Origin of the sequence: Enterobacter sp. R4-368 (assembly GCF_000410515.1) — a bacterium.
Taxonomy (GTDB): Bacteria; Pseudomonadota; Gammaproteobacteria; order Enterobacterales; family Enterobacteriaceae; genus Kosakonia.
Map to the genome: position 1 here is coordinate 2,670,977 of NC_021500.1, position 21,664 is coordinate 2,692,640.

The 21,664-nt window shown below is 54.8% G+C and carries 23 protein-coding genes and 1 pseudogene; 5 read left to right on the plus strand and 19 right to left on the minus strand.

Annotation, left to right across the window (positions count from 1 at the left end; genetic code table 11):
* Positions 1 to 2: 2 nt before the first annotated feature.
* Positions 3 to 416 carry a DUF2756 family protein gene (locus H650_RS12610; RefSeq protein ID WP_020455580.1) on the plus strand — a complete coding sequence of 138 codons (414 nt, stop codon included), beginning with the start codon at positions 3 to 5 and terminating at the stop codon, positions 414 to 416.
* A gap of 38 nt (positions 417 to 454) precedes the next feature.
* Here H650_RS12610 and ugpQ read toward each other — a convergent pair whose 3' ends face one another.
* The 12 genes and pseudogenes from ugpQ to livK form a co-directional block, all read right to left on the minus strand.
* Entirely contained in the window at positions 455 to 1,195 is a 741-nt protein-coding gene (gene ugpQ / locus H650_RS12615; protein ID WP_020455581.1) for a glycerophosphodiester phosphodiesterase, read from the minus strand.
* Positions 1,192 to 2,265, minus strand: coding sequence for a sn-glycerol-3-phosphate import ATP-binding protein UgpC (locus H650_RS12620; RefSeq protein ID WP_017459562.1), 1,074 nt, complete (start codon positions 2,263 to 2,265; stop codon positions 1,192 to 1,194). The genes ugpQ and H650_RS12620 overlap by 4 nt, the downstream gene beginning before the upstream one ends.
* A 269-nt stretch (positions 2,266 to 2,534) precedes the next feature.
* A complete protein-coding gene (gene ugpE, locus H650_RS12625; protein ID WP_020455583.1) occupies positions 2,535 to 3,380 on the minus strand; it encodes a sn-glycerol-3-phosphate ABC transporter permease UgpE in 846 nt (281 codons plus the stop codon).
* Positions 3,377 to 4,264 carry a sn-glycerol-3-phosphate ABC transporter permease UgpA gene (gene ugpA / locus H650_RS12630; protein WP_020455584.1) on the minus strand — a complete coding sequence of 296 codons (888 nt, stop codon included), beginning with the start codon at positions 4,262 to 4,264 and terminating at the stop codon, positions 3,377 to 3,379. Before ugpA ends, ugpE begins: the two co-directional genes overlap by 4 nt.
* Positions 4,265 to 4,363: 99 nt before the next feature.
* Entirely contained in the window at positions 4,364 to 5,680 is a 1,317-nt protein-coding gene (ugpB, locus tag H650_RS12635) for a sn-glycerol-3-phosphate ABC transporter substrate-binding protein UgpB (RefSeq protein WP_017459565.1), read from the minus strand.
* Between the two features lie 306 nt (positions 5,681 to 5,986).
* Positions 5,987 to 6,085, minus strand: coding sequence for a Hok/Gef family protein (locus H650_RS25965; RefSeq protein WP_231943034.1), 99 nt, complete (start codon positions 6,083 to 6,085; stop codon positions 5,987 to 5,989).
* Positions 6,054 to 6,122: pseudogene (locus H650_RS25970) on the minus strand (DUF5431 family protein); the annotation flags it as partial. The gene H650_RS25965 and the pseudogene H650_RS25970, both read right to left, overlap by 32 nt.
* A gap of 288 nt (positions 6,123 to 6,410) precedes the next feature.
* A complete protein-coding gene (gene livF / locus H650_RS12645) occupies positions 6,411 to 7,124 on the minus strand; it encodes a high-affinity branched-chain amino acid ABC transporter ATP-binding protein LivF (RefSeq protein WP_044489515.1) in 714 nt (237 codons plus the stop codon).
* A 1-nt stretch (position 7,125) separates the two neighbouring features.
* Positions 7,126 to 7,893 carry a high-affinity branched-chain amino acid ABC transporter ATP-binding protein LivG gene (gene livG, locus H650_RS12650; protein WP_020455588.1) on the minus strand — a complete coding sequence of 256 codons (768 nt, stop codon included), beginning with the start codon at positions 7,891 to 7,893 and terminating at the stop codon, positions 7,126 to 7,128.
* The gene (locus H650_RS12655) at positions 7,890 to 9,167 is read right to left on the minus strand and encodes a high-affinity branched-chain amino acid ABC transporter permease LivM (protein WP_020455589.1); all 1,278 of its coding nucleotides are present in this window, start codon (positions 9,165 to 9,167) and stop codon (positions 7,890 to 7,892) included. Before H650_RS12655 ends, livG begins: the two co-directional genes overlap by 4 nt.
* Positions 9,164 to 10,090 carry a high-affinity branched-chain amino acid ABC transporter permease LivH gene (gene livH / locus H650_RS12660; protein WP_020455590.1) on the minus strand — a complete coding sequence of 309 codons (927 nt, stop codon included), beginning with the start codon at positions 10,088 to 10,090 and terminating at the stop codon, positions 9,164 to 9,166. The genes H650_RS12655 and livH overlap by 4 nt, the downstream gene beginning before the upstream one ends.
* Before the next feature lie 54 nt (positions 10,091 to 10,144).
* Positions 10,145 to 11,254, minus strand: coding sequence for a high-affinity branched-chain amino acid ABC transporter substrate-binding protein LivK (livK, locus tag H650_RS12665; protein ID WP_044489516.1), 1,110 nt, complete (start codon positions 11,252 to 11,254; stop codon positions 10,145 to 10,147).
* 487 nt (positions 11,255 to 11,741) lie between these two features.
* On the opposite strand from livK, the gene panM reads away from it, so the two are divergent.
* Positions 11,742 to 12,125 carry an aspartate 1-decarboxylase autocleavage activator PanM gene (gene panM / locus H650_RS12670; protein ID WP_044489748.1) on the plus strand — a complete coding sequence of 128 codons (384 nt, stop codon included), beginning with the start codon at positions 11,742 to 11,744 and terminating at the stop codon, positions 12,123 to 12,125.
* Between the two features lie 231 nt (positions 12,126 to 12,356).
* Here panM and H650_RS12675 read toward each other — a convergent pair whose 3' ends face one another.
* From H650_RS12675 to ftsY, 6 genes are all read right to left on the minus strand, one after another.
* Positions 12,357 to 13,460 (minus strand): branched-chain amino acid ABC transporter substrate-binding protein, encoded by a 1,104-nt coding sequence (locus H650_RS12675; RefSeq protein ID WP_141402823.1) that lies wholly within the window; start codon positions 13,458 to 13,460, stop codon positions 12,357 to 12,359.
* A 241-nt stretch (positions 13,461 to 13,701) separates the two neighbouring features.
* Positions 13,702 to 14,967 carry a 4-aminobutyrate--2-oxoglutarate transaminase gene (locus tag H650_RS12680; protein ID WP_020455594.1) on the minus strand — a complete coding sequence of 422 codons (1,266 nt, stop codon included), beginning with the start codon at positions 14,965 to 14,967 and terminating at the stop codon, positions 13,702 to 13,704.
* A 236-nt stretch (positions 14,968 to 15,203) separates the two neighbouring features.
* Entirely contained in the window at positions 15,204 to 16,061 is an 858-nt protein-coding gene (gene rpoH / locus H650_RS12685) for an RNA polymerase sigma factor RpoH (RefSeq protein WP_020455595.1), read from the minus strand.
* 267 nt (positions 16,062 to 16,328) lie between these two features.
* Entirely contained in the window at positions 16,329 to 17,387 is a 1,059-nt protein-coding gene (gene ftsX / locus H650_RS12690) for a permease-like cell division protein FtsX (protein ID WP_020455596.1), read from the minus strand.
* Complete coding sequence (gene ftsE, locus H650_RS12695) at positions 17,380 to 18,048, minus strand: cell division ATP-binding protein FtsE (protein WP_017459577.1); 669 nt, start codon at positions 18,046 to 18,048, stop codon at positions 17,380 to 17,382. Before ftsE ends, ftsX begins: the two co-directional genes overlap by 8 nt.
* 2 nt (positions 18,049 to 18,050) lie before the next feature.
* Positions 18,051 to 19,421: a signal recognition particle-docking protein FtsY gene (gene ftsY / locus H650_RS12700; RefSeq protein ID WP_020455597.1), complete on the minus strand. Its 1,371-nt coding sequence runs from the start codon at positions 19,419 to 19,421 to the stop codon at positions 18,051 to 18,053.
* A 189-nt stretch (positions 19,422 to 19,610) separates the two neighbouring features.
* Between ftsY and rsmD the strand changes: the two genes are divergently transcribed.
* Both rsmD and H650_RS12710 read left to right on the plus strand, forming a co-directional pair.
* The gene (gene rsmD, locus H650_RS12705) at positions 19,611 to 20,213 is read left to right on the plus strand and encodes a 16S rRNA (guanine(966)-N(2))-methyltransferase (protein WP_110093684.1); all 603 of its coding nucleotides are present in this window, start codon (positions 19,611 to 19,613) and stop codon (positions 20,211 to 20,213) included.
* Positions 20,203 to 20,472 carry a DUF1145 family protein gene (locus H650_RS12710; protein ID WP_025263811.1) on the plus strand — a complete coding sequence of 90 codons (270 nt, stop codon included), beginning with the start codon at positions 20,203 to 20,205 and terminating at the stop codon, positions 20,470 to 20,472. Before rsmD ends, H650_RS12710 begins: the two co-directional genes overlap by 11 nt.
* A gap of 24 nt (positions 20,473 to 20,496) precedes the next feature.
* On the opposite strand, the gene H650_RS12715 is transcribed toward H650_RS12710, so the two are convergent.
* Entirely contained in the window at positions 20,497 to 20,862 is a 366-nt protein-coding gene (locus tag H650_RS12715) for a DUF2500 domain-containing protein (RefSeq protein ID WP_020455599.1), read from the minus strand.
* 129 nt (positions 20,863 to 20,991) lie between these two features.
* Between H650_RS12715 and H650_RS12720 the strand changes: the two genes are divergently transcribed.
* Positions 20,992 to 21,618, plus strand: a complete 627-nt coding sequence (locus H650_RS12720; RefSeq protein ID WP_020455600.1) for a lysoplasmalogenase — start codon at positions 20,992 to 20,994, stop codon at positions 21,616 to 21,618.
* The last annotated feature ends 46 nt before the right edge of the window (positions 21,619 to 21,664 follow it).

Below are 21,664 nucleotides of genomic sequence, written 5' to 3' on the forward strand. Positions count from 1 at the left end.
CGATGAAACGATTACTGATTCTGGCGGCGCTGCTGCCCTTTAGCGCCTTTGCACAGCCATTAAACACCACCAATGATCCGCACCAGCCGGGGTATGTGATCCCAAGCCAGCAGCGAATGCAGACGCAGATGCTCAACCAGCAGCAACAGCATCAAGGAATGCTGAAACAGCAGATGCAGACGCAAACCCAGCTACAACAGCAACAATTGCAGATGCAGATGAATAACAATTCCCAACGGGTAAGGCAGGCGCAGCCGGGGGAGCTCAATCCCGGCGGCCAGCAAGTGCTCCCCAACAACAGCCCCGGGATGCTCAGCGGGGGAACAACTAGCAGCGGTATGACGCAGCAACATATGCTGCCGCAAACGCAAAACGGCGACATGCTGCAAAGCACATCGCCGTCGACAACACCTTAGTACTGGTCGACAACACCTTAGTACTGGTCGACAACACCTTAGTACTGGAAGTGCGGCCCGATATCGTCAATTTTATCGGTGCAGATGCTATCAACACCCCAGCGCAGCAGTTCCGCCGCCCGTGCGGGCTGGTTGACGGTATAGACCAGGATGCGCAAGCCCGCATCGCGCAACATGCGTACGCGGGCTTCATCCAGCAGTTTATGGTTCAGATGGATCGATACGCAGCCCAGCCGTTCGGTGAGCACCTGCCAGTCATCACGCCACTCATCGAGCAGCAGGCCGCGCGGCAGTTCCGGCGCGGCTTGCTGCGCCGCTTCCAGCGCATCAATTTCAAACGATGAAAGCAGCGGCGGTGTCATTCCGGCCCACAGATCGCGCGCGGCCAGCGCAACCACTTTACCGGTGAGCGCCCCGCTGCCGGTGGTCGGTTTAATTTCGATATTCGCCATCATGCCGTGCTGGCGACAGCGCTCGGCCACCTGGGAGAGCAGCGGCAGCGGTTCGCCTTTGAATTCACCGCTGAACCAGCCACCTGCATCCACTTTCAGCAGATCGTTCCACGCCAGTTCGCCCGCGACGCCCCAACCGTTACTGGTACGCTCCAGATTGTCGTCATGCAGCAGGAAAATCTGCCCATCTTTCGACAGCTTGGCATCGAACTCAATCATCGTGTGCCCGTAACGCGCGCCAACATCAATGGCAGCCAGTGTGTTTTCCGGTGCCAGTTTACCGCCGCCGCGATGGGCGACAATGTGGGGATATGGCCAGTTGCTCATACTCGTTGTCCTGTTTCACCATCAAATAAGTGCAGGTGATTTTCCGGCAGATGGAGCCATAACGTGCTGCCCGCCGTCGGGCGATCCTGATGCGACAAACGCACCACCAGTTTCTGCTCGCCCCAGCGACCATGCGCTAAGTTATCCGCGCCGAGGATCTCCAGCGTGTCCATCACCAGCGGTACACCGCCTGCGGCCTGTGAGCTTAGCGCAATATGTTCCGGGCGGATACCCAGCGTCATCTTGCGGCCAGCATACCCGCGATAGTACCAGTTGATCGGCAGCGCCATGCCGCTCTCCAGTTCAAAGTGCGTACCGGCGCTGCTGATACGGCCATCAAGCAGGTTCATCGCCGGGCTACCGATAAAGCTCGCCACAAAGCGGCTGGCGGGTTTTTCATACACCTCAACCGGCGTACCGATTTGCTCCGCCACGCCTTTATTCATCACCAGCACGCGCTGCGCCAGCGTCATTGCTTCCACCTGATCGTGGGTAACGTACAGTGAAGTAGTGTTCAGACGACGATGCAGTTGTTGCAGCTCAAGGCGCATTTGCACACGCAGCTTGGCGTCAAGGTTGGAAAGCGGTTCATCGAAGAGAAACACCGCTGGATCGCGGACAATCGCGCGGCCCATCGCCACACGCTGGCGCTGGCCGCCAGAGAGTTCGCGCGGGCGGCGTTTTAACAGGCCCTCTAATTCAAGAATACGCGCCGCTTCCGCGACACGCCCGGCGATATGCTCTTTGCCCATGCCGCGAATTTTCAGCCCCCACGCCATATTCTCTTCCACACTCATGTGCGGGTAGAGCGCATAGTTCTGGAACACCATCGCGATACCGCGATCTTTGGGTTCCATTTCGGTGACGCGCTGGGTATCAATCCAGATATCCCCGCTGGTTACGCGCTCCAGGCCTGCGACCATGCGCAACAGTGTTGATTTACCACAGCCCGACGGGCCAACCATCACAATAAACTCACCGTCTGCGACATCCAGCGTCAGCGGCTGGATCACCTGGGTTTTGCCGCTGTCCCAACTCTTGGTGACCGCTTGTAATTTTAATCCTGCCATATAAGGTTGCATCTCTTGATTGTTCGTGAACGTCGCTGGCGGCCATTTTTGCCCAAGGCAAGGCGCGAGCGGCGAAGTTTGGTGGGCCCAAATAAAACGCGAGTAACGAAGCTTTGGGCAAAAATGGCCCCAGCCCTTCGGGACGCGTGCCGAAACCGCGTACTCTGCGTTGTCGGATTTGGACATAGGCCCACTATGTCCATCATCCTCCGCCTTGATTACGCGGTTTCGGCTCAGCGTCGACGTCACGCACAATCAAGGGATACAACCTACTTCTCACTGTCGACCAGGCCACGCACAAAGGCGCGCTGCATGGCTAAAACGATAACGACCGGGGGGATCAACGTCAGCAACATCGCTGCCATGACCTGGTTCCATTGCGTGGTGCTTTCACCGCTGGCAATCATGCTTTTTACCCCCGCCACGGCGGTGCCAAGATTGACGTCGCTGATGATCAGCAGCGGCCACAAATACTGGTTCCAGCCGTAGATAAAGGTGATGACGAACAGCGCCGCGAGGTTGGTTTTTGACAGCGGCAACACGATGTCGCGGAAAAAACGCATTGGCGATGCGCCATCAATTCGCGCGGCTTCCATCAACTCGTCCGGCAAGGTCATAAAGAACTGGCGGAACAAAAACGTTGCTGTTGCGGAGGCCATCAGCGGCAGCGTCAAACCGGTGTAGCTGTCGAGCATTTTCAGGTTTGCAATCACTTCCACCGTTGGGAAAATACGCACCTCAACCGGCAGCATCAGCGTGCAGAAGATCATCCAGAAGAAGAGGTTACGCAGCGGAAAGCGGAACCAGACAATGGCGAAGGCAGAGAGCATCGATACGGCGATTTTGCCGACGGTGATGACAAACGCCATGATGAAGCTGTTGGTCAGCATCAACCAGAACGGCGCGCTATTCGCGCCAATACCGTTGACCCAGATGTTGCGCAGGTTCTCCCACAAATGGGTGCCGGGGATCAGCGTCATGGGCGTGTCGTACACGGCGTTGATATCCAGCGTCGCCGTTACGAAGGCGACATACAGTGGGAACAGCACCACCGCAATCCCGAGAATAAGCATGATATGGCTGAATAACGTCAGCCCGGGGCGATTCTCAATCATTGGTAGCGCACCTTACTTTCAACATAACGGAACTGGACCACCGTCAGCACTATCACCAAAAACATCAGCACCACCGACTGTGCCGCAGACGTGGAGAGATCCAACCCGGCGAAACCTTCGCGGTAAATTTTATAAATCAGCGTCGTCGTCGCCTGAACCGGGCCACCGGCTGTCGCGGCGTCGATCACCGGGAACGTGTCGAAAAAGGCGTACACCAGGTTAACCACCAGCAGGAAAAAACTCACCGGCGCAATGAGCGGCAGTGACAATTTGAAGAAGCGACGGATCGGCCCGGCACCGTCAATGGCGGCGGCTTCAACCAGTGAGCGCGGAATTGACTGCAAAGCGGCAAAGAAGAACAGGAAGTTGTAGCTGATCTGCTTCCATACCGAAGCAAAAACCACGAGGAACATGGCCTGGCCGCTGTTTTGCGCATGGTTCCAGTCATAGCCAAACTGCGCCAGAAAATGGGTAAGCAAGCCGCGACCGGGGTTAAAGAGAAAAATCCACAGCACAGCGGCAACCGCTGGCGCAACGGCGTAGGGCAGCAGCATCAGCGTTTGATAAATGCGACTGCCGCGCACCACGTTATCCACCAGCGCGGCAAAAAACAGGGAAACCAGCAGGCCGCTGAACGTCACCCACGCGCTAAAGCGCATGGTGGTCCAGAAAGAGTCCAGATAATAGCTGTCGTGAAACAGCGCGACGAAATTATCCAGCCCGACAAACTGGCTGGAGAGGCCGAACGGATCGACACTTTGTACCGAATACCACAGCGCTTCAGCCGCAGGCCAGATAAAGAAAATAATGGTGATAGCCAGCTGCGGCGCCACTAACACGTATGGGAGCCAGCGCGAACGAAACACCGGACGGGATGAGGACATAAGCAACTCTTTTCAGATAGGCCGGATAGCAACGGCCTACCGTAAAGTAGGCCGTCTTTGTCTGCCGGATAAGTACTTTTCTCCCGGCAAAACACTACATCAAGACTTGGTGGACTGCTCGAAGCGGCGCAGCAGCTGGTTACCACGCTCAACGGCGGAATCGAGCGCCTGTTGCGGGGTTTTCTTACCGGTCCATACGCTTTCCAGCTCTTCATCAACAATGGTACGGATCTGCGGCATGTTGCCCAGACGCAGACCTTTGGTGAACGCCAACGGCGGCTTGTTCAGCATCTGACGCGTAGCGATATCTGCGCCCGGGTTCTTGTCATAGAAGCCCTCTTTACGCGTCAGATCGTACGCTGCGGTAGTGATCGGCAGGTAACCAGTTTTCTGGTGCCACTCCGCTGCGTTTTCCGGTTTTGCCAGGAAGTCGAGGAACTGGGCAACGCCTTTGTAAGTGGCATTGTCTTTACCCTGCATCACCCACAGGCTTGCGCCGCCGATAATGGCGTTCTGCGGCGCACCTTTCACGGTGGCGTCATACGGCATCATGCCAACGCCATAATTGAATTTGGCGTAATGGCGAATATCTGCCAGCGAACCAGAAGAGGCAGTAGTAATGGCGCAGTCGCCGTTATAGAACTTCTCAGTGGACTCATCTTTACGCCCGAAGTAGCTGAAATCGCCTTTTTTGTTCAGTTCTTCCAGCATGGCGATGTGTTTCACCTGCTCCGGCTTATTGAACTCCAGTACCGCGTCAGTACCGTCAAAGCCGTTGTTTTTGGTCGCAACCGGCAGACCATGCCAGGCGCTGAAGTTCTCAATCTGGATCCAGCCCTGCCAGCCGCTGGCGTAGCCGCATTTCATCCCGGCCGCTTTCAGCTTGGCGGTGTATTCGGCCAGATCCTGCCAGGTTTTCGGCGGCTGATCCGGATTCAGACCCGCTTTTTTAAAGGCGTCTTTGTTGTAATACAGCACGGGTGTAGAGCTGTTGAACGGCTGAGAGAGCAAATGACCCGTTTTAGAATCGGTGTAGTAACCCGCAACGGTCGGCACAAACTGGCTTTCATCAAAGTTGATGCCCGCGTCTTTAAACACCTGGTAGACCGGTTTGATCGCTTTAGATGCCATCATGGTGGCGGTACCGACTTCGTAAACCTGCAAAATCGCCGGTGCGTTACCGGTACGGAAGGCAGCGATACCCGCGCTCAGGCTCTGCTCGTAGTTGCCTTTATAGATCGGTACGATTTTGTAATCCGGGTGGGTGTCATTGAAACGTTGCGCCAGGGAGTCAACTTCTTTACCTAACTCCCCTTCCATCGAATGCCAGAACGGAATGGTGGTTACCGCCATGGCGTTACCTGCAAAGACTAACCCCATCGCCAGACCCAAAGCTGTATGTCGTAACGTTGTCATTGTGCTCTCTCTTGTTATGCGGATGCGCGATTTCACGCGTTTTTATGCTCGCGAGGTAACATGACATGCGCGAATTACAGAAAAATAACCATTTAATTACAAATAGATGACAGACAGGCGTCAGCAAAATGTCGCCAGGATGATGGTACGGTGAAGGAAAAATGGCGGTTAATGGGGCGGCCATCGCGCTTTAGAAAGGAAAAAGGGCTTCCCTGTTAAACAGAGAAGCCCTTTATAAAGGCGCTTAGAGGTATGCACATTACCGTTTCCCTGAAAAGGCAGGGATTTCTCCCTGCCTCCAGGTTGCTACTTACCGGATTCGTAAGCCATGAAAGCCGCGACCTCGCGGAACCCATCTTTGTAACGAATTTCGCACAGCGATTTCCGTGTCAGATAAGTGAATATCAGCAGTGTGAAACACACGATAAACACGCACCAGATAAGGGTTCCTTGCGGTAGCTTCATAACCTGCGGCTCCTTGCCTTTCGGCGGGTAAGAGGCTACTCTACATGTGTCGAGCATATAGACAGGCCTCGTTGGTTAATTGAAAAATTACCTTCGGGGCTTTCTTCTTTCTGCCGCACAACTTTTTACCGTCATGAGGCAAAAAGCCTCAAGCGCCACCCGCATCATATCCCATCAAGCCGTCTTGTCGCATCGCAGGAAAACGTTTTTAAGACAAAAAAACCGGCCCTTACGAGACCGGTTTAAATGCTATTACATCAACAAGTTACCCGCCCAGGTAAGCGCTGCGCACCGCTTCGTTCGCCAGTAACGCGTCGCCGGTATCTTCCAGCACTACATGGCCGTTTTCCAGTACATACCCGCGATCGGCGAGCTTCAGCGCCTGGTTAGCGTTCTGCTCCACCAGGAAGATGGTCATGCCCTCTTTTCGCAGTTGCTCAATGGTGTCGAAAATTTGCTGAATAATGATCGGCGCAAGACCCAGCGAGGGTTCATCCAGCAGTAACAAACGCGGCTGACTCATCAGCGCGCGCCCAATCGCCAGCATCTGCTGCTCACCGCCGGACATGGTGCCAGCCCGCTGGATGCGGCGCTCATGCAGGCGCGGAAACAGTTCATAAACCCTTTGAATACGCGACTGATACTGCTCACGATCGGCGAAAAAACCGCCCATCGCCAGGTTCTCTTCCACGGTCATCCGCGAAAAGACACGGCGACCTTCCGGCACAATTGCCACGGCTTCGCGCATGATCTTCGCGGTCTGCCAGTCGGTAATATCTTTGCCATCAAATACAATGCGCCCGCTGCTGGCGCGCGGATCGCCGCACAGCGTGCCAAGCAACGTGGTTTTCCCCGCGCCGTTGGCACCAATCAGCGTCACGATTTCGCCCTGGTTAATATGCAGGCTGACATCATGCAGCGCCTGGATTTTGCCGTAGTGAGCGCTAACTTTGTCAAAAGATAACATCGCCTTTTCCATCTTATGCCTCACCAAGGTATGCGCGGATCACGTCCGGGTTATTACGAATCTCTTCCGGCGTCCCGTTCGCCAGCGGCGTGCCCTGGTTCACTACATAAATCCGGTCGGAAATCCCCATCACCAGCTTCATATCATGCTCGATCAGCAGGATGGTGGTGTTGTGATGGTTACGCAGCTCGACAATCAGCTCGTCCAGCTCTTTGGTCTCTTTCGGGTTCAGACCGGCTGCCGGTTCATCAAGCATCAGGATTTCCGGCTGCGTCACCATGCAGCGCACAATCTCCAGACGGCGCTGATCGCCGTAAGCAAGGTTGCTGGCCTGGCGGTTAGCGTGCGCTAACAAACCAATACGTTCCAGCCAAGTTGCGGCGCGGTCCAGCGCTTCACTCTGCGCGCGACGAAACGCCGGCGTTTTCAGCAGGCCAGAGAAAACCCCGGTTTTGAGCTGCTGATGTTGCCCCACCAGCAGATTTTCAATCACCGTCATTTCGCGAAACAGACGCACGTGCTGGAAAGTCCGCACCACGCCCATACGGGCGATTTGCTGCCCCGGCAACCCTTCCAGGTGCTGGTCACGCAGCATAATGGTGCCGCCCGTCGGTTTATAGAAACCGGTCAGGCAGTTAAACACGGTGGTTTTGCCCGCGCCGTTCGGGCCAATCAGCGAAACGATCTCCTGCGGGCGCAGCTCTAACGACACATTGTTGACAGCCAGCAGACCGCCAAAGCGCATCATCAAACCGTTTACGGATAACAGTGGCTGACTCATGCCTGCTCTCCTTTCGCTTGCCCGTTTTTCAATTTCAACTGCGGACGGGTCATCGGTAGCAAGCCTTGCGGACGCCAGATCATCATCAGTACCATCAAACCACCCAGCATCAACATGCTGTATTCATTGAAATCACGCATCAACTCACGGGATACCACCAGCAGGATAGCCGCGAGGATCACCGCAAACTGCGAGCCCATACCGCCCAATACCACAATCGCCAGCACAAACGCCGATTCGGCGAAAGTGAACGATTCCGGGCTGACAAAGCCCTGGCGCGCGGCAAAAAGCGTACCGGCAAAACCGGCGAACGCGGCGCTGATGGTAAAAGCCGTCAGCTTAATGCGTGTCGGGTTCAGGCCGAGCGAGCGACAGGCGATTTCGTCTTCACGCAGCGCTTCCCACGCGCGCCCCAGCGGCATGCGTAACAGACGGTTAATCACAAACAGCGTCAGCACCACCAGCAGCAACGCAACCAGGTAGAGGAACACCACGCGGTCACTGGGATCGTATTCCACATGGAAGAAGTTGCTGAACGTGTCCCAGCCACCTTCACGGGCAGTACGGCTGAACTCCAGACCGAACAGGGTCGGTTTGGGGATCTGGCTAATGCCGTTCGGGCCGCCGGTGATTTCGGTGTTATTCAACAACAGGATACGGACGATTTCGCCGAAGCCCAGCGTCACAATCGCCAGGTAATCGCCGCGCAGACGCAGCACCGGGAAACCGAGCAGGAAACCGGCGGCAGCAGAAACCAGCCCCGCCAGCGGCAGGCACGTCCAGAACCCCAGACCGTAATAATGGTTGAGCAGCGCGAAGGTATATGCGCCGATGGCGTAGAAACCGCCGTAACCCAGCACCAGCAAACCGGAAAGCCCGACCACCACGTTCAGGCCGAGGCCAAGGATGATATAGATCATCGTCATGGTGGCGATATCTACCGTGCCGCGCGAAACAACAAACGGCCACGCCACCGCAATCACCAGCAGCGCCAACAGGAACAACTTCTGTTTGAGCGTAGAGCCATCAATTGCCGGCAGCACGAATTTCGGACCGGAAACACCCTTCAGGCTTTTCTGGAATACAGGCCGCAGCAACTGGAAGAAAAACACCACCGCCGTGCCGATAAAGATCCACTGCCAGCGGATATCCGCCGCGGTATCGACCACCAGTTTGGTGCCGTTCAGCTCCAGTTGCACGCCCATAAAGACGCTCGCCAGGATGAAAAACATCGCCGCTGAGAGCAGCGCCATCGCAAAATGCATCGGTTTCATACTTTTTCAACCTCCGGGCGACCGAGGATGCCGGTCGGCATCACCAGCAGCACCACAATCAACAGCGCGAACGACACCACATCTTTGTATTCGGTGCTCAGATACGCCGAAGAGAGGGATTCTGCGACACCCAGGATCAGGCCGCCGATCATCGCGCCCGGAATGCTACCGATACCGCCCAGCACCGCGGCGGTAAATGCTTTCATCCCGGCCATAAAACCGATATACGGGTTGATAACGCCATAGAACTGGCCAAGCAGCACGCCCGCCACCGCCGCCATAGCCGCGCCGATCACAAAAGTCAGCGCGATAACACGATCAGTGTTGATACCCAACAGACTTGCCATTTTCAGGTCTTCCGCACAGGCGCGACAGGCGCGCCCCATACGGGAATAGCGGATGAACAGCGTCAGCGCCAGCATGGCAACGAAGGTCACAATCCAGATAACCAGTTGCATAGTGGTGATCGCCGCAGAGAAGTTTTCGCTGCTGCCGACAACCCACTGCCCGTTAAACAGGCTTGGTAGCGCCACATCGCGGGAACCTTCGGTCAGGCTGACGTAGTTTTGCAGGAAAATAGACATGCCGATGGCGGAAATCAGCGCAATCAGGCGTTTGGAGTTGCGCACCGGCCGATAGGCCACTCGCTCGATACTCCAGCCGTAAGCGCTGGCAATGATAATGGCACCGACGAAACCGGCCGCGACCAGCAGCCAGCTGGAGTCGATGCCCATCATCATCAGCGCGGCGATGATCATAAAGGAGACATAACTGCCGATCATATAAACCTCGCCATGGGCGAAGTTGATCATGCCGATAATGCCGTAAACCATGGTGTAACCAATGGCGATCAATGCGTAGGTGCTTCCCAGCGTGACGCCGTTAAACATCTGCTGCAAGAAATAGAGAAACTGCTCGGACATAACGTAACCTTCTAAAATCTCCCGGAACATTGCGCCCCGGGAGAGGGATGACAGTTATTTCGCCACGGACGACGAACCATCGGCGTGCCATTGGAAGACACCGAATTCAAATCCTTTCAGATCGCCTTTTTCATCCCAGTTCAGCGGCCCAATCACGGTTTTAGCCCCGTTGGCTTTTAAATCTTTAATCAGCGCCAGCGGCTCACTGCTGCCGGTACGCTCCAGCGCGGTGGCCAGCGATTGCACGGCGGCGTAGGTGATCCACACATACGGGCCGCTCGGATCTTTCTTCTCGGCTTTCAGCGCATCGACAATACTCTGGTTCGCCGGATCCTGGTCATAACGCTTCGGCATCGTCACCAGCATGCCTTCTGCCGCAGCCCCCGCGATATTCGACAGCGAGGCGTTGCCCACGCCTTCCGGTCCCATAAACTGGGTTTTCAGACCGCTGGCGCGCGCCTGGCGCAGGATTTGTCCCATCTCCGGGTAGTAACCACCGTAGTAGACAAAGTCGATATTTTCTTTTTGCAAACGCGACACCAGCGCAGAAAAATCCTTCTCACCGGCGGTGATGCCATCGAAGAACACCACATTCGCACCGCCCGCTTTCAGCCCTTCCTGCACGGAGCGAGCAAGGCCTTCGCCGTACTGCTGCTTATCGTGAATGATGGCAATACGCTGCGGTTTCAGGGTGTTCAGGATGTACTTCGCGGCGGTCGGCCCCTGCGAGGAGTCCAGCCCGGCGGTACGCATAATGTGTTGATAGCCGCGCTGCGTCAGCTCCGGGTTGGTCGCACCAGGCGTGATCATCAGGATACCTTCGTCTTCGTAGATGTCCGATGCGGGCTGTGTTGATGATGAGCAAAGATGGCCAATTACATATTTCACACCGTCATTGACGATTTTGTTCGCCACGGCAACGGCTTGTTTTGGGTCACAGGCGTCGTCATATTCCTCGGCGACCAGTTTATCGCCCCTGATCCCGCCCTTAGCGTTGATATCGTGGATAGCCTGGCGCGCACCGTTGAACTCCATATCGCCCCACTGGGCAACCGGACCGGACATCGCACCGACAACCGCTACCTTAATATCCTTCGCCAAGGCCGCGTGAGACATCGCAAGTGCTACTATCCCCGCGATTAATGTCTTCGCGTTCCTTTTCATTGTTGTAAATCCCCATTCGTGATGTCGTGTTTACACTTCCTGCCTCAGGCAGCCGGAACGTTGGCTTGCTGTTGCCTGAATTATTCGTGTAATAATTTTGTTTTATTATGGTTAAAAAGCATTCTGTACTTTTAATGCACAACGCTATTTTTACCAGTGCCTTTAATGGTTTAGCGCAGTTTTTTAGCAAAAACCAGACTAAATCCTCTATTTTTCAGGCTATTAAGCAGAGATAATATTCTGTATTTCTTCCGAGATAAACAAAAAAAGCCCCGACATCAGCATAAAATAACGGCACATAAAGCGGAATAAAACGCTACCAATTAGGTTAAAATCCTGCCTGTTTTTCGATCTCCAATGTTTAACACTACGCCAACCGCTGCGGCAAAATTATTCGCCTGTCGAATGAAAAATAAAAAACGATCAAACCCTGCCATGCGAAATTGATTACACTCACACAATGTTTTGCGTTTTGGACAAGCTGTACATGAAATTGACTATCGTCCGACTGGTGACCTTCACCGAACAGGATCATATTGATTTAGCGAAAGTCTGGCCGGAATACTCCTCTGCATCTCTTGAAGTAGATGACACTCACCGTATCTACGCGGCGCGTTTTAATGACCGTCTGCTGGCTGCCGTTCGCGTGACGCTACTCGGCGTCGAAGGGGCGCTGGATTCCCTGCGCGTGCGCGATATCACTCGTCGTCGCGGCGTGGGACAATATCTGGTGGAAGAAGTGATGCGTGATAACCCGTCGATCACCAGTTGGTGGATAGCCGATATCGGCGTCGAAGACCGGGCCGTAATGGCTGCTTTCACCCAGAGACTGGGATTTACCGCACAGGAAAATGGCTGGGAAAAACGATAAAGCCCGCGCTGTGGATGTGCCTGGTGGCGCGATGCTTAACAGACCTGCGTTCAAAAATAGAAAAAAAGCCGGGATTCTCCCGGCTTTTTCAATTAGTTCTGACCTGGACTTTCGCATCGCAGGAAGGCAGCAAGTTCGCTCATCCCCGGAAGTTTACTGAAGTCAGTGACCGGGGTGAGTGCGTGCAGCCAACGCCACTGAGGCGCGAAAGACGACGCTCAGCCCAGGAAATCACTTAGCGTCAGTTGCTGTACCGTTCGCATGCCAGGTGAAGACACCGAATTCAAAACCTTTCAGATCGCCCTTCTCATCCCAGGAGAGCGGCCCCATGACGGTATCCACTGAATGGCCTTTCAGCCAGGTTGCGATAGCCGCCGGATCGGCAGACTGCCCCAAGCCTGCAGCCAGTGATTGCAGCGCAGCGTAAGTGGTCCATACAAACGCACCACTTGGATCCTGTTTCTTCGCTTTGATCGCATCCACAATCGGTTTGTTCGCCGGAACCTGGTCATAGTTTTTCGGTTTGGTGACCAGCATACCTTCTGCGGATTCACCGGCGATGTTAGACAGGGAAACGTTCGCCACACCTTCCGGTCCCATAAACTGGGTTTTCAGGCCAGCGGCACGAGACTGACGCAGGATCTGCCCCATTTCCGGGTGGTAACCGCCGTAGTAAACAAAGTCGATGTTCTCTTTTTTCAGGCGCGCAACCAGCGTAGAGAAGTCTTTCTCACCGGCAGTGATACCGTCGAAGAACACCACGTTAGCGCCGCCTTTTTTCAGCCCGTCCTGAACTGCACGCGCCAGACCTTCACCGTATTGCTGTTTGTCATGGATAACGGCGATGCGCTGCGGCTTCACTTTCTCCAGAATGTATTTCGCCGCGGTCGGGCCCTGGTCAGAATCCAGGCCGGTGGTGCGCAGCGTCAGTTTGTAACCACGCGCGGTCAGCTCAGGCGCTGTCGCCGCAGGCGTGATCATCAGAATGCCTTCGTCTTCGTAGATATCAGACGCCGGCTGGGTAGAAGAGGAGCAGAGGTGGCCGATAACGTATTTAATGCCGTCATTGACCACTTTGTTGGCGACCGCCACCGCTTGTTTCGGGTCACAGGCATCGTCATATTTTACTGCAACCAGTTTGTCGCCTTTGATCCCACCTTTGGCATTAATGTCGGCGATCGCTTGTTCAGCGCCGGTAAACTCCTGGTCACCGTACTGCGCAACCGGACCGGACATCGCCCCGACAACGGCAACTTTGATATCTTTGGCGAATGCCACGTTGCTCATTGCTAACGCAATACATCCTGCCAGTAACGCTTTGCCCTTCATTTTCATCCTGAGTTTCCCCATTGTTATGGTTATTGCATTTGTTGTGATGTTGTTGTGTGGCACATTATTTCGCTTATTATCATAAGCAAAGAATATGATAGTAGTTTTTAGCCGTTCCGCCCGTGCCTGAGCAGCATACTCTGCTAAAACATACCCCATTTTTCGGAATATGGAATAACAATTTTGAAGGTTGTACGACAGACTGATGACAGAAAATGAGAAAGCCGCCCATCAGGCGGCTGAATAATTAATCCGTCAGCGACTGGGAGAGAATATCCAGCGCCTTGCGGAACTGAACTTCCGGAATGGTTAACGGGTAGAGGAAGCGAATAACGTTACCGTAAACCCCGCAGCTCAGTAGCAACAGCCCGTCCGCCAGCGCTTTTTCCTGCACCTGTTTAGTAAATTCAGCCGATGGCGCGCCGGTTTGCGGATCGTTAAATTCCACCGCGACCATCGAGCCCTGTGCACGGATATCAGCGATATAGGGGCATTGCGCTTTTGCGCGGTTCAGTACTTCCACCAGATGCTGACCCAGATGGTTCGCCCGTTCGCAAAGATTTTCTTCTTCAATCACGTCCAGCACCGCATGTGCCGCCGCGATAGCGAGCGGATTGCCCGCATAAGTGCCGCCCAAACCACCCGGCGCAGGTGCATCCATCACCTCAGCACGCCCGGCCACCGCCGAAAGCGGCAAGCCACCGGCCAGACTTTTCGCCATGGTGATTAAATCGGGTTTCACATCGTAATATTCGCTGGCAAAGAGCTTGCCAGTGCGGGCAAAACCGCTCTGCACTTCGTCAACGATCAGCAGAATACCGTGGCTATCGCACAACTTGCGCAGCGCCTGCATAAAATCATTCGGTGCGACGTTAAAACCGCCCTCGCCTTGTACGGGTTCCAGCAGAATGGCGGCCACCTGATCCGGCGCGATATCCGCTTTAAAAATACGTTCCAGGCTTTTCAGCGCCTCGTCAGTGCTCACACCGTGCAGCGCGTTGGGATACTGGGCGTGGTAAATCGAACCGGGGAATGGGCCGAAGCCAATTTTATACGGCGCGACTTTGCCAGTGAGTGCCATGGTCATGAAAGTGCGACCGTGGAAACCGCCGCCAAAGGTAATAATTCCGGGGCGTTTGGTATAGGCGCGGGCAATTTTAACCGCGTTTTCCACCGCTTCGGCGCCAGTCGAGAAAAACGCCGTTTTCGCCGGGCCAGCAACCGGCACGCGTTCGTTAATACGTTCTGCCAGCGAGACATAGCTTTCGTAAGGAACAATCTGGTAAGCGGTATGCGTAAATGCCTGTAACTGTTTTTCCACCGCCGCCATCACTTTTGGATGGCGATGCCCGGTGTTAAGCACCGCAATCCCGGCGGCAAAGTCGATCACTTCGTTCCCTTCCACATCCCACAGCGTCGCGTTTTCCGCTTTTGCGGCGTAAAAACCGCACATGACCCCGATGCCACGCGGCGTCGCCTGTAAACGGCGCTGATTCAATTCATTGTTCTTCACCTTGATTGCCCCCTGTCTGTGTATGCCCGCTTACCAAGTATATAGCGCCTTTGATAAAGCGATGTTTTACTCAGTCTCGCGCAAGCGCAGGGACACCGACAGGACAGCTTTCCTGCCGCGTTGTGACAGAAGACGAATGAACGCGTGATGATGTGAAGATAGTGGTGGCGGGATAATTCAGATAATAAAAAGCCGGGTGAGGCTTGCGCCGACCCGGCTTATTCACTGCAATACGCTTACGCTTCGATCGCGGCGCGCAGTTTTTTCATTGCGTTCTTTTCAAGCTGACGCACACGCTCGGCGGATACGCCGTAGCGATCGGCCAGCTCCTGCAAGGTGGTCTTGTTATCTTCGTCCAGCCAACGGGCACGGATGATCTGCTGGCTGCGTTCGTCGAGCCCCTGCATCGCATCGGTCAGCTTGTTGGCCGCCTGCTCTTCCCAGTTATCATCTTCAATGCCATCGGCAAAGTTAGATGATTTATCCTGCAGATAGAGCACTGGTGCCATCGGCTGACTATCGTTCGCGTCGTCATCGGAAGACATATCAAACGTCATGTCCTGCGCCGCCATACGCGATTCCATTTCACGCACGTCTTTGCTGGTCACGCCCAGTTCACGGGCTACCATGTCCACTTCGTCCTGGTTAAACCAGCCAAGACGCTGTTTGGCTTTGCGCAGATTAAAGAACAGCTTACGCTGAGCTTTGGTGGTCGCGACTTTCACGATACGCCAGTTGCGCAGCACATATTCGTGGATCTCAGCTTTGATCCAGTGCACGGCGAAAGAGACCAGGCGCACACCCACTTCCGGGTTAAAGCGACGCACGGCTTTCATCAGGCCAATGTTACCTTCCTGGATGAGATCCGCCTGCGGCAGACCATAGCCCGAATAGTTACGAGCAATATGAACAACAAAGCGCAGGTGAGACAGAATCAGCTTTTTCGCTGCTTCCAGATCGCCCTGGTAATGCAGCTTTTCAGCCAGTGCCCGCTCTTCATCAGCCGTCAACATCGGCCATGCGTTCGCAGCCCGGACATAAGATTCCAGGTTACCAACAGGGGCTAAAGCTAAAGTTTGCATTTCTTTGGTCATTCAAATCCTCTCAATTCACTTATCAGCTGGCGGCGGTCTGTCCCCATCAGGCAACAAACATGCCAGCGCTTTTGAGCAACGAGAATAGCATTCACATTTTTATCAGACAGTGATTTTATCCACAAGTTCCTTGTAGGTCTGTGAATAAATTACGCACAAAATGTGACATCAGGATGATAAACCGGAGCAAGGAACCTCAGAAGGGATATTACGCTTCCCTGCTACGGGAATACTTCACGTGCAGGGAAGGAGTATACCAGAGATTCTTTAGTCCGGAGTAAAGTGACGTAAATGTTGAACCGTTGCCAGCCAGGCGGCAACCCAGCCAATCATCGAACACACCAGCAACAGCAGCAAGCACTCGTCAAACGACAGCCCACTCAGCTCAAACTGCGTGCCGAACACTTTCGCCACTTCCGTGACCGCTGACGACAAGCGCATCACCAGGATTTCCGACAGGATCAGCGATAAAAACGCGCCGGAGAAACCGAGCAACGCGCCGCCATACAAGAACGGGCGCAGGATAAAACCGTCCGTCGCACCAATCAGTTTCTGCACGTTGATGGTATCGCGGCGGGCGAAAATGCTCAGCCGCACGCTATTGCCGATCACCAGGAACACGGCCGCAACCATCAGTACACCAATCATGGCTGCCACGCGCCCGACCAGGCCAGTCAGCGACGCCAGCCGTGCAAACCAGCTGTCATCCATGCGCACTTCATCAATACCCTGAATGCGGGAAATGCGGTCACGCAACGTGTTCAGCGAATCCGTACTCTGAAAATCCAGTTTCGGTACCACTACCGCCACGGCGGGCAGCGGGTTCTCCTCTAGCATATCCAGCGCGCCACCAAACCCGGACCAGTTACGGAACTCGCCCAGCGCATCTTCGCGTGACAGGTAATTGACCTTTTCCACGCCCTGCTCGGACTGGAGTTGTCCCACCACCTGCTGCGCCGCGTTGTCATCCAGCGCTTTATCGAAATAGACGGTGATCTGCGGCGACGGATAGTACTGCGACGCAGCCTGATTAACGTTTTTGTAGACCATGTAACAGACGCTGGGCAGTGTCAGAGAGATGGCAATGACCATCACCGTCAGGAACGTCGCCAGCGGTTTGCTTTTCAGATCCTGCAACGCACCGTGCCATGCGTAGCGTACCTGCTCGTTAAAGACGTTACTCTTACGCGAAGGCGCTTTAACTGGCGCTTTGCCGCGACGCGGCGCATTACGGTTGCCCTCGCTGGAGGACGTGGACGATTTACGAAAACGGTCTAATTTGCTGCCAAACTGCCGAATGTGGTTTAGTGCATCGCGCTTATTCACCCGCCAGGCCTCCATGCAAATGACCGTCGCTCAGGCTCAGCATGCGGTACGAACGACGGGAAATCAGCCCGATATCGTGCGTTGCCATCAGCACTGTTACCCCTACGCGGTTAAATTCTTCAAACAGACGTAAAATCCCTTCAGACAGCGCTTCATCCAGGTTACCAGTCGGTTCATCCGCCAGCAGCACGGCGGGTTTATTCACCACCGCGCGGGCAATACCCACGCGCTGTTGTTCACCGCCGGAGAGTTGGATCGGGAAGCTTTTCGCTTTGTCGAGCAGCCCGACTTTATCCAGCGCCGCCGAGACGCGACGGCGAATATCATCGCCGCTGGCACCCGCGATAATCAGCGGGATCGCCACGTTATCGAACACGGTTCTGTCCATCAGCAGGTGGTGATCCTGGAAAATCATCCCGATTTGACGACGCAAAAACGGCACTTCCCGGTTTTTCAAACGGGTAATATCGTGACCACCAAAGAGGATTTTCCCGGCGCTTGGCCGCTCAATCCCACAAATCAGCTTCAGCAGGGTGCTTTTCCCCGCACCGGAATGCCCGGTCAGAAAGGCCATCTCGCCCTGCTGCAGGTGAAATGTCACCCCCTGCAGCGCTTGTCTCCCACCGAGATAGGCTTTGCTGACGTGTTCAAAGCGAATCATTGTTAATCCTCTCGGGCAAAAAGTGCCTCTATAAAATCGCCCGCATTAAACGGACGTAAATCTTCAATACGTTCGCCGACGCCGATGTAGCGGATAGGAATGCCAAACTGATCCGCCACCGAGAAAATAACGCCGCCCTTGGCGGTGCCATCAAGTTTGGTCAGCGTAATACCGGTTAAACCGACAGCCTCGTGGAACAGTTTGGCCTGGCTAATAGCATTTTGCCCGGTGCTGGCATCAATCGTCAGCATCACTTCATGCGGCGCGTCTTCGTCCAGCTTCTTCATCACGCGGACAATTTTCTTCAACTCTTCCATCAGGTGCGCTTTGTTCTGCAAGCGGCCTGCAGTATCGGCAATCAGCACATCGATATGGCGCGCTTTCGCCGCCTGGATAGCATCGAAAATCACCGAAGCGGAATCCGCACCGGTATGCTGGGCAATCACCGGGATATCGTTGCGCTGGCCCCACACCTGAAGCTGCTCAACTGCGGCGGCACGGAAAGTATCCCCCGCCGCCAGCATCACCGATTTACCCTGCTGCTCAAACTGGCGCGCCAGCTTACCGATGGTGGTCGTTTTACCTACACCGTTGACACCAACCATCAAAATCACAAACGGGGTTTTGCCTTCGATGTTAAGCGGCTCATCCACTTTGGCGAGGATCTCGCTCATCTCATCTTTCAGCAACCCGTAAAGTGCTTCCGCATCGCGCAACTGCTTGCGGCTCGCGCCTTCCGTCAAATTGGTGATGATTTTGCGCGTGGTTTCCACCCCGACATCGGCAATCAGCAACTGCTCTTCCAGCTCTTCGAACAGATCATCGTCGATCTTTTTCCCGCGGAACAGACTGATAAATCCGGAACCGAGGTTTTCTTTGGTTTTAAGCAGGCTGCGTTTCAGGCGCGCGAAGAACCCTTCTTTGGTCGGTTTTTCCTGCTCCTGCACGGATTCTTCAACCGGCACGACAACCACCGCTTCTTCCGCCGCTTCAGCGGCCAGCGCTTGCGCGTCCAGCTCTTCATCGCTTAGCGGAACATCGTCTTCTTCCAGCGGTTCAGCTTCCGCCTGCCACTCTTCAGCACCGATCTCCTGCTCAGCCACCTCTTCCGGCAGCGGCAGTTCTTCATGTTCGATAACCGCCGGGCTTTCGTCTCTCTCAGCTTCCGCCGGCGCCTCTTCGTGTACCAGTTGCTCGCTAACCTCAACAACCTCTTCGGCGAATTTTTCGCTGTCGGCAGCAGGCCCGGCAACCGGGGTTTCTTCAACCGGCTGCTCAGCTACCGGTTGCTGTTCGGTTTGCGCCTCTTCAGCCTTCTCTTTCTGCCCAAGGCCAAGCCAGGAAAAAAAGCCACGTTTCTTCTCATTTGCCATTGGCGACCACACTCCTCGCTATTGTTTCATGGCGCAGCCCGTCTGCACGGCCGGGACTGAAAACATTTGTTAATTAGTCGGATAGTCTACCACTTTCCTCAACTTGCATCACGGCCTGAGGATTAGGGTTTAACGTCATTCGACAGACCGCTAGAATAGCAGGTCGAAATGATGAGCAAAGCGATAACCATGAAGAAACCTACCCGCGCCGCCACCGGCCAGATCCGCATTATTGGCGGCCAGTGGCGGGGCCGTAAATTACCGGTTCCGGATAGCCCCGGCCTGCGCCCGACCACCGATCGCGTGCGTGAAACTTTATTCAACTGGCTGGCACCGTCAATGGTAGACGCCCACTGTCTCGATTGCTTCGCCGGCAGTGGTGCGCTGGGGCTGGAAGCGCTCTCGCGCTATGCCGCCAGCGCAACCCTGCTGGAAATGGAGCGCAGTGTCGCCCAGCAGTTGCAGCAAAACCTGGCCACGTTGAAAGCCGCCAACGCGAAAGTAGTCAACACCAACACGCTGACGTTTTTAGCCAATCCCGGCACGCCGCACAATATTGCGTTTATCGATCCACCGTTTCGTAAAGGGATGCTGGAAGAGACCGTGCGCCTGCTGGAAAACAACGGCTGGCTCGCCGACGACGCGCTGATTTATATCGAAAGCGAAGTCGAAAATGGAATACCGCCCGTACCCGCTCACTGGCAACTGCATCGGGAAAAAGTCGCCGGGCAGGTAGCGTATCGTTTGTACCACCGCGAAGCACAAGGAGAGAAGCATGCCGCTGTTGATTAACCTCGGGCGTCTGTTGATGCTCTGCATCTGGGCATTTCTGATTCTGAACCTGATTAAGCCCTTTCCGCGTCCGCTGAACATTTTCGTCAACGTCGCGCTTGTCTTCACCGTCTTTATGCATGCGCTGCAAGCCACCATGCTGAAAACGGCGCTGCCGAAAGACGGCCCGCAAATGAGCAAAGCGGAGCAAATTCGTGTTTTTCTCTTCGGCGTGTTTGAGCTGCTTATCTGGCAGAAGAAATTAAAAGAGAAGAAGTAGTCCCATCGCCCGGTAGCATTCTGCTTACCGGGCTGCTTCCGGCGTAAAGTCCACAAAGCGCGAGCCCTGGTACCGCAGCACGCCTCTGTCGCCCACCGTCAGCGCATTATATTGCTGCTCATCCAGACGAAAACGCATCTCCGCCCCGCCGGCTTGCGGTTTAAAACTCACTTCATAACGTATGGCGGTTCCTGCGGGCGTAACCTGTTGCTGGCGAGAACGGCGCGGGTTAAGCGGTTTTTCCCGTTTGTTGCTCACCACCACACTTTTTTGCTGCTGCGGCGCACTATCGTTTTCGGCTTTTTCGCGCCGTTGCTGTACAAAGCGGAAAGAGGCAAAAACCACAATCAATCCAATGGCGATAACGAAAAAAAGCGGTGGTTTACTCATGGCGAATACCTGTCGGAAAAAGCGGAATTGAGCTTATCGCGGCGGAAATAGCGTTGTCATCCTCCTTTTCCCGCCACTACACTGAGTAAGAGAGATTTACGCAACAATAACAGATACAGGGACTTAATTATGCTGTGGTCATTTATTGCTGTCTGCCTTTCCGCCTGGCTATATGTCGACGCTTCGTATCGTGGCCCGGTCTGGCAGCGCTGGGTTTTCAAACCCGTTACGCTCTTACTCCTGCTGTTACTGGCCTGGCAAGCGCCCATGTTCGATGCCATTAGCTACCTGGTGCTGGCGGGTCTGTGTGCCTCGCTGATCGGTGATGCGCTCACGCTGTTGCCGCGGCAAAAGCTGCTCTATGCCATCGGCGCGTTTTTCCTCGCGCATTTGCTCTATACCATCTATTTCGCCAGCCAGATGACGCTTTCGTTCTTCTGGCCGCTGCCGGTGGTGCTGTTGATTATCGGCGCGCTGCTGGTAGCGGTGATCTGGTCGCGCCTCGAAGAACTGCGCATGGCGGTCTGTACCTTTATCGCCATGACGCTGGTGATGGTGTGGCTGGCAGGCGAGCTGTGGTTTTTCCGCCCGACCAGCCCGGCACTATCGGCTTTCGTTGGCGCATCGCTACTGCTGCTCAGTAACGTGGTCTGGCTTGGCAGCCACTATCGCAAACGCTTTAGCGCCGATAACGCTATCGCTTCCGCCTGCTATTTTGCCGGGCACTTTTTGATTGTTCGCTCGCTGTATATTTAAAAGGCTTGACTCTGGAGTCGACTCCAGAGTGCATACTCCGGTTAAT